The organism is Janthinobacterium sp. EB271-G4-3-2, from assembly GCF_020858035.1.
GTDB classification, from domain to species: Bacteria; Pseudomonadota; Gammaproteobacteria; order Burkholderiales; family Burkholderiaceae_D; genus Janthinobacterium; species Janthinobacterium aestuarii.
In genome coordinates this window covers 392,742-405,442 of the sequence record NZ_JACYMG010000003.1, presented here as the reverse complement: position 1 = coordinate 405,442, position 12,701 = coordinate 392,742, and the positions used below count along the sequence as shown (strand labels likewise).

General features: G+C 59.5%; 9 protein-coding genes. 2 read left to right on the top strand and 7 right to left on the bottom strand.

All coding sequences use genetic code 11. The annotated features are described in order from the left end of the window. Positions 1–32: 32 nt before the first annotated feature. From IGS55_RS09655 to IGS55_RS09630, 6 genes are all read right to left on the bottom strand, one after another. On the bottom strand, positions 33–461 hold the full coding sequence (locus tag IGS55_RS09655) for an ExbD/TolR family protein (RefSeq protein ID WP_128142174.1): 429 nt from the start codon (positions 459–461) through the stop codon (positions 33–35). Positions 462–466: 5 nt separating this feature from the next. Next, on the bottom strand, positions 467–1,357 hold the full coding sequence (locus IGS55_RS09650) for a MotA/TolQ/ExbB proton channel family protein (RefSeq protein WP_230517206.1): 891 nt from the start codon (positions 1,355–1,357) through the stop codon (positions 467–469). 86 nt (positions 1,358–1,443) lie between these two features. Beyond that, positions 1,444–2,100, bottom strand: a complete 657-nt coding sequence (locus IGS55_RS09645) for an energy transducer TonB (RefSeq protein WP_230517207.1) — start codon at positions 2,098–2,100, stop codon at positions 1,444–1,446. 539 nt (positions 2,101–2,639) lie between these two features. Further along, positions 2,640–4,241 carry a SpoVR family protein gene (locus tag IGS55_RS09640; RefSeq protein ID WP_046686270.1) on the bottom strand — a complete coding sequence of 534 codons (1,602 nt, stop codon included), beginning with the start codon at positions 4,239–4,241 and terminating at the stop codon, positions 2,640–2,642. Next, positions 4,241–5,509, bottom strand: a complete 1,269-nt coding sequence (locus tag IGS55_RS09635; RefSeq protein ID WP_219327646.1) for a YeaH/YhbH family protein — start codon at positions 5,507–5,509, stop codon at positions 4,241–4,243. The genes IGS55_RS09640 and IGS55_RS09635 overlap by 1 nt, the downstream gene beginning before the upstream one ends. 72 nt (positions 5,510–5,581) lie before the next feature. Beyond that, positions 5,582–7,504 (bottom strand): PrkA family serine protein kinase, encoded by a 1,923-nt coding sequence (locus IGS55_RS09630; RefSeq protein ID WP_034754154.1) that lies wholly within the window; start codon positions 7,502–7,504, stop codon positions 5,582–5,584. A 578-nt stretch (positions 7,505–8,082) separates the two neighbouring features. On the opposite strand from IGS55_RS09630, the gene IGS55_RS09625 reads away from it, so the two are divergent. Then, entirely contained in the window at positions 8,083–9,114 is a 1,032-nt protein-coding gene (locus tag IGS55_RS09625; protein ID WP_230517208.1) for an adenosine deaminase, read from the top strand. Positions 9,115–9,150: 36 nt separating this feature from the next. Further along, positions 9,151–11,682, top strand: coding sequence for an ABC transporter permease (locus IGS55_RS09620; RefSeq protein ID WP_230517209.1), 2,532 nt, complete (start codon positions 9,151–9,153; stop codon positions 11,680–11,682). Positions 11,683–11,690: 8 nt separating this feature from the next. On the opposite strand, the gene IGS55_RS09615 is transcribed toward IGS55_RS09620, so the two are convergent. After that, entirely contained in the window at positions 11,691–12,698 is a 1,008-nt protein-coding gene (locus IGS55_RS09615) for a response regulator (protein ID WP_230517210.1), read from the bottom strand. Positions 12,699–12,701: the final 3 nt, after the last annotated feature.

Genomic DNA, 12,701 nt, shown 5'->3' with positions numbered 1-12,701 from the left:
CCTTGTTGCCGGGGCGCCGCTGCCAGTTGCTATCAGCCCTTGTCAGGTGGTTCGGTGATGAAGCCGACCTTCTGGATCCCGGCACGTTGGGTCGTGTAAATAACCCGGCCGACCGATTCGTAGCGTGTTTCTTGGTCGCCACGAACGTGTACTTCCGGCTGCGGTACTTTCACTGCTTCAACTTTCAGATAATCGAACAGTTCGCTCGTATCTTTCAGTTTCTTCTGGCCCAGATAAATCTCGCCATCCTTGTTGACAACGATGTTGACGTTTTCTGGCTTGCTTTGAAGGGCTTGGTTGGCCTCGATCGGCAGATCGATTTTCTGCAATTTGAGGACAACCGGACTGGTGATCAAGAAAATGATCAGCAAAACCAACATGATGTCGACGAGCGGCGTCGTGTTGATTTCTGACATTACTTGATCTTCATCTCCGCTGTCGGAGCCGACGGACATCGACATGATTCTTATCCGATCTTTTTAGCGCCGGCAGCACGGCCAGCTTCGCTGGTCGACATTGCGCCGGAGATCAGTACCGAGTGAACATCGGCGCTGAACGAGCGTACGTCTTCCATTGCGGTTTTGTTACGACGCACCAGCCAGTTGTAACCCAGAACGGCAGGAACGGCGACCAGCAGACCGAAAGCGGTCATGATCAGTGCTTCACCAACTGGACCTGCAACTTTATCGATCGACGCGTTACCGGTCATGCCGATGTTGGTCAGCGCGCCATAAATACCCCAAACGGTACCGAACAGACCGATAAACGGTGCGGTCGAACCAACGGTTGCCAGGAACGACAGGCCATCTTGCAGACGCGATTGGACTTTGTCCGAAGCGCGCTGGATCGACATCGTCACCCAGGTCGACAGGTCGATTTGTTCCAGCAGGGCGCCGTCATGGTGAGCCGTTGCCTTGGTGCCCGATTCAGCGATGAAGCGGAATGGCGAGCCTTCGGTCAGGGTTGCCGAACCAGCAGCGATCGAAGGTGCTTTCCAGAATTTGGCAGCGGTTTCTTTAGCTTGCTTGAAGATCTTCATTTGATCCATCAGCTTGGTGATGATGATGTACCAGCTGCCGATCGACATGATGGCCAGGATGATCAGGGTGGCGCGTGGCACGAAGCCGCCGTCCCACACTGCTTGCAGGCCGAACGGGTTGTGGACTTCTTCGGTTTTGGCTGGAGCTGCTGCGTCAGCAGCTGGCGCTGGTGCTGCTGCAGCGTCTGCCGCTGGAGCCGTAGCTGCTGCCGATGCTGGCGCGTCAGCGAATGCCGGAGCTGCTACCAGAGCGGTAGTAGCGGTAACGGACAACAGAACCGCGGCAAAAAATGCGGACAAACGGGTATTCTTAAACATGCTTCCTCCAAAATTAAAAATAACAGATCGCTGAACGTAATGACAACGAAATCATAGTGTGAGACAGGGGATAACTGTCTCGGGTTTTAATCCAGCGACCAAACGTATTGCATTTGCTGCCAGCCTTGTTCCGGCTTGCCGTCAACTGTTGCCGGCTTAAATGTACAGCGGCTGATACCTTGCACCGCGGCTTTGTCCAGGTCTCTGAAGCCGCTGGACTTCACGATCTTCGAATCAGCGACCTTGCCGTCTACACCGATCAGGAACGACAGTGTCACCACACCGGTTTCCTCATTGCGCTGCGACGACTTTGGATAAGCCGGCTTTTCGCAGACACTGAAGTCAACCACAGCCGGTGTACGCACCGATTTGGCTGGTCCAGGAGTTGGCGCAGGCTGTGCAGGCGGTGTTGGCGGTGCCAATACATTCGTGGCTGGCTTCACAGCAGTCGTATTTGCAATCACGTTTTGCTGTGGCGGCGGCTGCTGCACGTTCACCTCGACTGGCGGAATGAATGGCGGCGGTGGCGCTTTCATTTCTGGCGGCGGTGGTGGCGGTGGAAGATCCTTCGGTGGAGGCGGTTTGACTTCCTCGATAATCTTGGTTTCAACCGGTTCCATCATTTTGGTGACCAACCGCTTGCCCAAGCCCGTCACGATCCCGTAAGCCGCGAGAACGTGCAGCAGGACAACGATAGTGATGCCTGTGTAGTTCTTGGGACTTTTCTCGTTCGAAAAATTCATGCCTGCTTTCTCCAAATACCATCTCTTGTCTTGCAACTGAACCCCAAAATGACGACACAAAGCTCCAGCCGTATCCGGGACGTCGCCGAATTATACATACGAATTCTTTATTTTACACAGATTTTTAACGCCTAAAACCGGTTAAATTTTTGGCGCTTTTGCGCCCTGAAAACGTACTTGCTTATGTCATCTTTGCACGCTTTCGGACAGAAAAAAAGGCGGTCTTATCGGTTTTTTACAGCCGTTTTGGGCTACCACTGCTAAGTTCTTCGATGTGCCCATATGGCGGAATTATATTTCGTGATATTCAATATGGAAACCGCTAAATTTGGAGGAAAATCTTTCCTTTTGGAAATGTTTTGACTCGGAACCAGACCACTTAGCGGCACGCGCGCACCAAACGGGTGCGGAAGCCACTTCACCCAGGTCAAAAAAGGCGGTCCTGGCGGCCCATTTGAGGCCGCCAGGCCATACTGAATTCCTATGCCGGCATAGGAAACGCTTATATTCTTGCCATTGATTATTATCAACAAATCATTTCATGGCCGGACAACGGGGTCGTCGCGCCGGTTGCGTTTTTCCCGTCGGCAATTCAGGGTGCCCAGGACGACGCCCTGCGGGTCGACCGTATCGAGGTGGACATCGAAGCCCCACAGCCGCGCCACGTGCTTGAGCACCTCGGCCGCCTGCTGGTTCAGCGGGCGGCGCTGGAATTGCGTGTGGCGCAGGGTCAAGGCGCGGTCGTCGCGCGTATTGACGGACCAGACCTGGATATTCGGCTCGCGGTTGCCCAGGTTGTACTGCTCGGCCAGCTGCTGGCGCACGTAGCGGTAGCCGGCGTCGTCGTGGATGGCGGAAATGGCCAGCTTTTCATTCTTGTCGTCGTCGAGCACGGCAAAGAAATGGAATTCGCGGATCAGCCGCGGCGACAGATACTGGGCGATGAAGCTTTCATCCTTGAAATTGCGCATGGCAAAGTCCAGGCTCTTGCGCCAGTCGCTGCCTGCCATGTCGGGAAACCAGGCGCGGTCTTCGTCCGTCGGGTGCTCGCAGATGCGGCGGATGTCGCTCATCATGGCAAAACCCAGCGCATACGGGTTGATGCCGCTGTAATACGGGCTGTCGATGGGGGGCTGGTAGACGACGTTGGTATGGCTTTTGAGAAACTCCATCATGAAGCCGTCGCCCACCACGCCTTCGTCGTACAGCTGGTTCAATATCGTGTAGTGCCAGAAGGTGGCCCAGCCTTCGTTCATGACCTGGGTTTGGCGCTGCGGATAAAAATACTGGGAAATCTTGCGCACGATGCGCACCATCTCGCGCTGCCACGGCTCCAGCAGCGGGGCGTACTTCTCGATGAAGTACAGCAGGTTTTCCTCGGGTTCGGGCGGAAAGCGGGGGGCGGCCTTGCGCTGGTCGTCCTCATCCTCGTCTTCGTCGCGCCGGGGCAGGGTGCGCCACAGCTGGTTGATCTGCGACTGCACATAGGCTTCGCGCTCTTTCTGGCGCGCATATTCCTTCGCCATCGACAGTTTCGCCGGGCGCTTGTAGCGGTCCACGCCATAGTTCTGGATGGCGTGGCACGAATCGAGCAGCAATTCCACGGCATCGACGCCATGGCGCTGTTCGCATTCGGCGATGTAATTCTTGGCAAACACCATATAGTCGATGATGGCGTCCGCATCCGTCCAGGCGCGGAACAGGTAATTGCCTTTGAAGAAGGAGTTGTGGCCGTAGGCCGCATGCGCGATCACCAGCGACTGCATGGTCAGGCTGTTTTCCTCCATTAAATAGGCGATGCACGGGTTCGAGTTGATGACGATCTCGTAGGCCAGGCCCATCTGGCCCCGCTTGTAGCTTTTCTCGGTGGACAGAAAGTGCTTGCCGAACGACCAATGGTTGTACGAGACGGGCATGCCCACCGAGGTGTAGGCATCCATCATCTGTTCGGCCGTGATGATTTCCAGCTGGTTCGGATAGGTGTCGAGCCCAAACTGTTTCGCGACGCGGCGGATTTCCTCGTGGATTTGCTCGATCAGCTCGAACGTCCATTCCGACTGCTCGGGCAGGGCGTTCGGGTGGCGCAGGCGCACGAACGGTTCGCCCGGAGTATTGCTGGCGCGGTCAAAGGCTGCACTCATCATTTCACCTGTTTCTTGAACAGTTCGCGGAAGACCGGGTAGATATCGGCCGGCGTGACGATCTTTTGCATGGCGAAATGGGCGTGATGGTCGAGCACGCCCGCATATTGCTCCCACAGGTTTTGCTGCGGGCCATCGGTGATCTCGACATAGGTGTAGTACTGCACCTTGGGCATGATGGTATTGATCAGCAACTGGCGGCACAGCATGGAATCGTTGTCCCAGTTGTCGCCGTCGGATGCCTGCGCTACATAGCTGTTCCATTGTCCGGCGCCATAGCGCTCGTCGATGATGGTGTTGAGCAAGTGCAGCGCGGACGACACGACGGTGCCGCCCGACTCGCGCGAATTGAAGAATTCATGCTCGTCCACTTCGGCCGCCGCCGTATGGTGGCGGATGAAGACCACCTCGATCTTGTCGTAGACGCGCTTGAGGAACAGATACAAGAGGATGAAGAAGCGCTTGGCCGTGTCCTTGCGCGACTCGTCCATGGAGCCGGAGACGTCCATGATGCAGAACATAACGGCTTGCGTCATCGGTTTGGGTACCTTGATGCGGTTGCTGTAGCGCAAGTCGAACGGGTCGATGAAGGGAATGGCCAGCAGGCGCGTGTGCAGGTGGTGGATCAGGCGGCGCAGTTCCGTGACGAGTGGGTCGCTGTCGGGCGCCCCTTCGTGCAGCAGTGTCGCCAGGTCTTCCTCGGCCTGCGCCAGCTGCTTGCGGGCGCCGCCGCCGACGGCGATACGCCGGCCCAGCGCGCCGCGCAAGGAGCGCAGCACGTGGATGTTCGATGGCGTGCCCGACATATTGTAGCCGGCGCGCTGGTTCTTGAATTCGGTCGTGGCCGTCAGCTGGGTTTTTACCATGTGCGGCAATTCCAGGTCTTCGAAGAAATAATTCATGAATTCTTCGCGCGACAATTCAAAGATGAAATCGTCTTCCGTCGTCTCGTCGCTATTGCCCGCCTTGCCCCGCCCGCCGCCACCGCCGCCTTTCGGCCGGGCGATCTGGTCGCCTTTCAGGTATTCCTTGTTGCCGGGATTGACCACTTCCCATACGCCGCCATGCGCGTGGCCAAACGACGGTTCGCCCACGTCCTTGACGGGGATGCTGACCTTCTCGCCATTCTCGACGTCCGTGATCGAGCGCCCCTTGATGGCGCGCCCCACGGCATCCTTGATCTGGCCCTTGTAACGCCGCAGGAAACGCTCGCGGTTGACGGCGGATTTATTCTTGCTTTGCAAGCGCCTGTCGATAAGGTATGTCAAAGGGTGCCTCCTTGCCTCTCGTCTTGCGCGTCCCGCCGGTCGTCAGGCGGGAACGCGCCTCCGCTGTCCGCGCTATGACGACTTGCGTACGCGCAAGTACCATTCGCATAACAGGCGTACCTGCTTGGCCGTATAGCCTTTTTCCACCATGCGGGCCACGAAGTCGGCGTGCTTGTTGGCATCGTCGGCGCTGGCCTTGGCATTGAAGGAAATCACGGGCAGCAATTCCTCCGTATTCGAAAACATTTTCTTTTCAATCACGGTGCGGAACTTTTCATAACTGGTCCAGGCGGGATTCTTGCCGCCGTTCGAGGCCCGTGCGCGCAAGCCGAAGTTCACGATTTCGTTGCGGAAATCCTTCGGATTGGAAATGCCCGCCGGCTTCTCGATCTTTTCCAGTTCATTGTTCAGCGATTCGCGGTCAAAGCTTTCGCCCGTGTCCGGATCGCGGTATTCCTGGTCCTGTATCCAGAAATCGGCAAACGTCACGTAGCGGTCGAAAATATTCTGCCCGTATTCCGAATAGCTTTCCAGGTAAGCCGTCTGGATCTCCTTGCCGATGAATTCCACATAGCGCTGCGCCAGGTGCTCTTTAATATACGAGAAGTAGCGCTGCTCGAGTTCCGGCGCGAACTGCTCGCGCTCGACCTGCTGTTCCAGTACATATAATAGATGCACGGGATTGGCGGCCACTTCGGAATTGTCAAAGTTGAACACCTTTGACAGGATCTTGAAGGCAAAGCGCGTCGACAGGCCGTTCATGCCTTCGTCCACGCCCGCGTAATCGACGTATTCGTGCATGGACTTGGCTTTCGGGTCCGTATCCTTGAGGTTTTCGCCATCGTAGACGAGCATCTTCGAAAAGATGCTCGAGTTTTCCGGATCCTTCAGGCGCGACAGGATGGCGAACTGCGCCATCATGCGGAGGGTGCCGGGCGCGCACGGGGCCTTGACGAGCGAGGAATTGGCCACCAGCTTGTCGTAGATCTTGATTTCATCGGACACGCGCAGGCAGTACGGCACCTTGACTATATAGATACGGTCAAGAAACGCCTCGTTGTTGCGGTTGTTCTTGAACGTCTTCCATTCCGACTCGTTCGAGTGCGCGAGGATGATGCCGTCGAACGGAATCGCGCCGAAACCTTCCGTGCCCTTGTAGTTGCCTTCCTGCGTGGCCGTCAGCAAGGGGTGCAAGACCTTGATCGGGGCCTTGAACATTTCCACGAATTCCATCAAGCCCTGGTTGGCCAGGCACAGGCCGCCCGAATAGCTGTAGGCGTCCGGGTCGTCCTGGGCATAGTCTTCCAGCTTGCGGATGTCGACCTTGCCCACCAGCGAGGAAATATCCTGGTTGTTCTCGTCGCCCGGCTCCGTTTTCGAGATGGCGATCTGTTTCAGCACGGACGGATAGCGCTTGACGACGCGGAACTGGTTGATATCGCCATTGTATTCATGCAGGCGCTTCACGGCCCACGGGCTGGGGATGTTGCGCAGGTAGCGGCGCGGGATGCCGTAATCCTCTTCCAGGATGGTGCCGTCCTCTTCCTCGTTGAACAGGCCCAGTGGCGATTCGTTGACGGGCGAGCCTTTCAGGCAATAGAAGGGCACGTGTTCCATCAGCGACTTGAGTTTTTCCGCGATGGACGACTTGCCGCCGCCCACAGGCCCCAGCAAGTACAGGATCTGCTTGCGTTCTTCCAGGCCTTGCGCCGCGTGGCGGAAATACGAGACGACTTGCTCGATCACTTCCTCGGTGCCGTAGAACTCGCGGAAGGCGGGATAGATCTTGATCACCTTGTTGGCGAAGATGCGCGACAAGCGCGTGTCGTTGCGCGTGTCGACCAGCTGCGGCTCGCCGATGGCGGCCAGCATGCGTTCGGGCGCGCTGGCATACGTCAGCTTGTCCTTCTTGCACAGGGCCAGGTATTCGGTGAGCGACATTTCCTCTTCGCGGGTGCGCTCGTAGCGTGCTGCATAGTTATCAAAAATGGTCATGTCAATGTCCTTTAATGTAAACCTGAACTGCCAGTCACCATGGCCGCCCGCCTGGCACTCGCCTGGGCTTGCCGTCTGAATTTTTTCTGTACCCCGTACCGATTTTTATTGTTGTTTCAAGCCCGGCTGTCTTTGCGAGTCCGGATTGCCCGGACCAAAAAACTGGCGCTTGATGCCGTGTGCTGACGTGGCCAGCCGGCTTATTTTTTCACTGTTGATAGCGCTTGTTGCACTTACTTTACCCCATGAAATTAATTATTGCTCTAAAGGATCAGGAAGTCAAAAGATATGTCAGTATATCCTTAATACTTGTTTGTAAATTGTTGATTTAATTGGATAAATCATCAAATTTTTCCTCGATTTCAATGAACCTTTATAGACCTTTTAAACCATCATACGACAATTCGCCAGCGCGTGCCGATGCCGGCCGTCGCGCTGCCGCAGCTGGCGCCATGGCGGCCGCTCGCCGGTGAGGCCGGCCATCTTGCGCTAAGATGCCTGCATGTCTGATGGCCCTGCGCGCCGCGCGTGCGCGTGCGCGAGCCAGCATTTTTATCGTCGCCCTATAAGGAACACCCATGATGAACCCCCAATTGCGCGCGATCGTCCGCGGCATGCCGAAGGCCGAACTGCATATCCATATCGAAGGCTCGCTGGAGCCGGAACTGATTTTCGCACTGGCAGCGCGCAATGGCGTGCCGCTTGGCTATGAATCCGTGGAACACTTGCGCAGCGCCTATGCTTTTACGGATTTACAATCTTTTCTCGATATTTATTACGCTGGCGCAAGCGTGCTCTTGAAAGAGCAGGATTTCTACGACATGACGCAAGCCTACCTGCGGCGCGCCGAAGCCGATAAGGTCTTGCACACGGAAATCTTCTTCGATCCGCAAACCCACACGGCGCGCGGCGTGGCCATGGCCGACGTGATCAACGGCATCCACCGCGCCTGCCAGGACAGCCCCGTCAGCGCGGCCCTGATCCTGTGCTTCCTGCGCCACCTGAGCGAGGAAGAAGCGTTCGAGACCCTGGAGGACGCCTTGCCGCACCGCGACAAATTCATCGGCATCGGCCTCGACTCGTCGGAAGTGGGCAACCCGCCCGAGAAATTCTCGCGCGTGTTCGCCCGTTGCCGCGAGCTGGGCCTGCACCTGGTGGCCCACGCGGGCGAGGAAGGTCCGCCGGCCTACATCCGCACGGCGCTCGACGACTTGCAGGTCGAACGCATCGACCATGGCGTGCGCTGCCTGGAAGACGCGGAACTGACGGCCCGTTTGGCGCGCGAGCAGATCGCGCTGACCGTCTGCCCCTTGTCGAACACCAAGCTGCGCGTGTTCGACCAGATGCATGACCATAACCTGGTGCAACTGCTCGACGCCGGCCTGCTGGTGACGGTGAACTCGGACGATCCCGCGTATTTCGGCGGCTACATGAACGACAATTTCGACGCCATCTTCGACGCCTTGCCACTGGGCCTGTCGCACGCGCATCGCCTGGCGCGCAACGGTTTCATCGCCGCCTTCCTGCCGCAAGCGCAGAAAGACGCCTTCCTCGCCACCGTCGATGCGTATTTCGCCCGGCACGCGGCCGCCCACGGCATCGCGCAATAACGCATCACAACCGACTCGCATAAAGACCCGCCGCCCATGTTCCGCCTTTCCCTGAAAATGACCGGCCGCGACTGGCGCGCCGGGCAACTGCGTTTCCTGCTCGTCGCGCTGATCGTCGCCGTGGCGGCCCTGTCGGCCGTCGGCTTTTTCGTCGACCGCCTGCGCGCGGGCTTGAACCGCGACGCGCACCAGCTGCTGGGGGCCGACCTCGTCATCAACGCCGACCAGCCCGTCAATGCGGCGTGGCGCGCCGAAGCGCTCAAGCGCGGCTTTATCCTGGCCGATACGGTGACCTTTCCCAGCATGGCGCAGGCGGGCGAGGGCGAGCGGTCGCTGTCGCAGCTGGCGTCCATCAAGGCCGTCTCGCCCGGCTACCCGCAGCGGGGCAAGCTGAAAATCACGACCACACTGAGCGAAGCGCAGGACGCCGTCGGACGGCCCACGGACCAGGTGCCGGCGCCCGGCACCCTGTGGGTCGATGCGGCGATTCTGTCCAGCCTGAATGCGAAGCTGGGCGACACATTGACCTTGGGCGACAAGGCATTTACGGTCACGCAACTGATCGCCAGTGAACCGGACCGCGGCGCGTCCTTTTTGAACTTCGCCCCGAGAGTCATGCTGCCCCTCGGCGACTTGGCCGCCACGGCGCTGGTGCAGAATGGCTCGCGCGTGTCGTACCGGCTGCTGCTGTCGGCGCCACCGGCCAAGGCCGCCGAGCTTGCGCAGTATCAAGCCTGGCTGGAAAGCCAGATCAAGACGCAGGCCATCAAGGGCGTGCGCATCGAGTCGCTGGAATCGGGCAGTCCGCAGATGCAGTCGACCCTGGACCGCGCCGACCGTTTCCTGTCCCTCGTCGGCTTGCTGTCGGCCATGCTGGCGGCCGTCGCCGTGGCCATGGCCGCGCGCCGCTTCATGCTGCGCCACCTGGACGCCTGCGCCATGCTGCGCTGCCTGGGCTTGACGCAAAACCAGGTCACGGCCATGTACGTGATCGAATTCCTGCTCGTCGGCCTGGCCGGCAGCGTCGTCGGCGTTGCCGTCGGCTTCGGCGGTCATCTGGTGCTGCTGGAGCTGTTGGGAAAACTGGTGCAGAACGACTTGCCGCCCGTTTCCATGCTGCCCGCGCTGCAAGGCGTGGCCACCGGCATGCTGCTGTTGCTGGGTTTTGCCCTGCCGCCGATTTTGCAGTTGCGCAATGTCCCGCACAACCGCGTGATCCGCCGCGAGCAGGAGCCGCCGCAGGCGCTGGCCGTGGCCACGTATGGCCTGGGCATCGCCGCCTTCGTCGTGCTGCTGTTGTGGCAGGCGGGCGACGTGAAACTGGCGCTGCTGACGGCGGCCGGCTTCCTCGGCGGCTTCGCCCTGTTCGGCCTGGCCGGCTGGCTGGGCATCAAGTCGCTGAAAACCCTGCGCGGCGTTTTCAACCATCAGGGCTGGCGCTTTGCCGTCACGTCCTTGCAGCGCCGCCCGGGCGCCACCGTCATCCAGGTGGTGTCGCTGGCCCTGGGCTTGATGGCCTTGCTGCTGCTGACGGTGGTGCGCGGCGACTTGATGGTGGCCTGGCGCAACGCCACGCCGCCGGACGCGCCGAACCGCTTCATGATCAATATCCTGCCCGAACAGAAAGAGCCGATCGCCGCGCGCCTGGCGCAAGCGGGCGTGGCCAACGCGCCCTTGTATCCGATGATACGCGGGCGCCTGGTGGCCGTGAACGGCAACGCGATCACGGAAACCACCTACGAGGATGACCGCGCCAAGGGCCTGGCGGACCGCGAATTCAACTTGTCGACGATGGCCACCATGCAGGAAGAAAACAAACTGGTGGCCGGCAAGTGGTTCGCCAATACGCCCGGCGCGCCAGCCGAAGCGTCGGTGGAGGAGGGCATCGCCAAGACCCTGAAACTGAAACTGGGCGACAGGCTGCGCTTCGACATCGCCGGCCAGCCCGTCGAAGCGGCGATCACGAGTTTGCGCAAGCTGGAATGGGGGTCGATGCGCGTCAATTTCTTTGTCATCATCAATCCGGCCGCCATGGCGGACACGCCGCAGACGTGGATCACGGCCTTCCACTTGCCGGCCGCGCAGGCGGACCTGGGGAATGCTCTGCTGCGCGACTACCCGAACCTGACGGTGGTCGACGTGGGCGGCGTGCTGAAACAAATTCAGGGCGTGCTGGACCAGGTGGTCACGGCCGTCGAATTCCTCTTCGCCTTCACTTTGGCGTCGGGTTTGCTGGTGCTGTATGCCGCCCTGATGGGTTCGCAGGACGAGCGCACGCGCGAAGCGGGCTTGCTGCGCGCCTTGGGCGCCACGCGGCGCCAGCTGGCGCAGGCGCAGCTGATCGAGTTTTCGCTCGTCGGCGCGCTGGCCGGTTTGCTGGCGGCATCGGGCGCGGCCGCCATGGGCTGGGCCCTGGCCACGTACCAGTTCAAATTCGCCTGGAGCTTCGCGCCCGGCGTGTGGGCGTTCGGCCTGCTGGCCGGCGCCTTGTGCGCGATCGCCGGCGGCTGGCTGGGCTTGCGCAACGTGCTCAAACATCCGCCGCTGCAAACCCTGCGTGAGGGCTAATTTGCCAACTACGCGCTGACGCTGTCGCCCGCACCCGCGCGCAAAAACTGCGCATAGGACATGACCGGTTGCCCCAGCTGGTGCGCCGGCACGTCGAACAGGGCCCAGAAATACGTCACGCTGCCCAGGCAGATGGTGGGCGCGGCGCAGTAGCGGAACCAGTTCTCGCCGATCTGCGCCGCGTACATGCCGTCGCTGTCGGCGTCGGAAAAGTAGGGAATCACGCGCATTTCCAGCAGCGCCAGCAGCAAGGATTCGGGCGCGTCGTTGTCGCGCGCCATTTCGTATTGCGTGTGCAGGCTGCGTTCCGTCTCGATGATCATCAGCTTGGCGTGGCCGTCGCGCGTGAAAAACAGGATGCCGCTGGGATTGGGAAAAATATAGTATTCGACAAAGCCATGGCGCTGGCACAGCTCGTGCACGACGGCGGCCAGCGCCTCGTCTTGCAGGAAACTGTAGTCGTGCAACATCAGCAAGTCGCGCACGGTGTCCGTTTGTTGCAGGAAGAATTCGCGCTGCAGGGCACGGATTTCCTGTTCCAGTATGTCGAGCGCATCGTCGTCGCTTTTCTTGATGTAGCGGTCGATCAAGCCCCGGTTGAAGGCCGTCACGGCCACTTTTTCATCGGCCGCCCCTGTAAATAATATCTTCTTGCACGGCAGGTCGCGCACGGCCTGGCAAAATTCCAGGCCATTCATCTGCGGCATCGAATAATCGACCACCAGCACGGAGGGCACGGCAAAGCGCTGCGCCTGGCCGCTGATGCGCCAGATGCGTTCGATGTCGAGCGCCACGTTGTACTGGTCGGGCGGCAGGTTTTGCGTGTCGAAGTTCGCGTGCAGCGGCGTTTCGCCCGGTTGCGCGCTCTGGCGCAGCCATTGCAGGGCGCTGCTGGTGTCGTGGAAAGTCTTGCGCGCCAGGCCGGGATCGAGCTGGAACGCCAGGCTTTTCAGGAAGGAATCGCTGTCGTCGATCAGTACGGTCAGGGTCGGATGGGTGTAGACGGGTAGTTGCATGCG

What these genes read in the sequence shown, in the direction of transcription:
- IGS55_RS09655 (WP_128142174.1), bottom strand. Translation starts at nt 461, where the DNA reads ATGTCGATGTCCGTCGGCTCCGACAGCGGAGATGAAGATCAAGTAATG.
- IGS55_RS09650 (WP_230517206.1), bottom strand. Translation starts at nt 1,357, where the DNA reads ATGTTTAAGAATACCCGTTTGTCCGCATTTTTTGCCGCGGTTCTGTTG.
- IGS55_RS09645 (WP_230517207.1), bottom strand. Translation starts at nt 2,100, where the DNA reads ATGAATTTTTCGAACGAGAAAAGTCCCAAGAACTACACAGGCATCACT.
- IGS55_RS09640 (WP_046686270.1), bottom strand. Translation starts at nt 4,241, where the DNA reads ATGAGTGCAGCCTTTGACCGCGCCAGCAATACTCCGGGCGAACCGTTC.
- IGS55_RS09630 (WP_034754154.1), bottom strand. Translation starts at nt 7,504, where the DNA reads ATGACCATTTTTGATAACTATGCAGCACGCTACGAGCGCACCCGCGAA.
- IGS55_RS09625 (WP_230517208.1), top strand. Translation starts at nt 8,083, where the DNA reads ATGATGAACCCCCAATTGCGCGCGATCGTCCGCGGCATGCCGAAGGCC.
- IGS55_RS09620 (WP_230517209.1), top strand. Translation starts at nt 9,151, where the DNA reads ATGTTCCGCCTTTCCCTGAAAATGACCGGCCGCGACTGGCGCGCCGGG.
- IGS55_RS09615 (WP_230517210.1), bottom strand. Translation starts at nt 12,698, where the DNA reads ATGCAACTACCCGTCTACACCCATCCGACCCTGACCGTACTGATCGAC.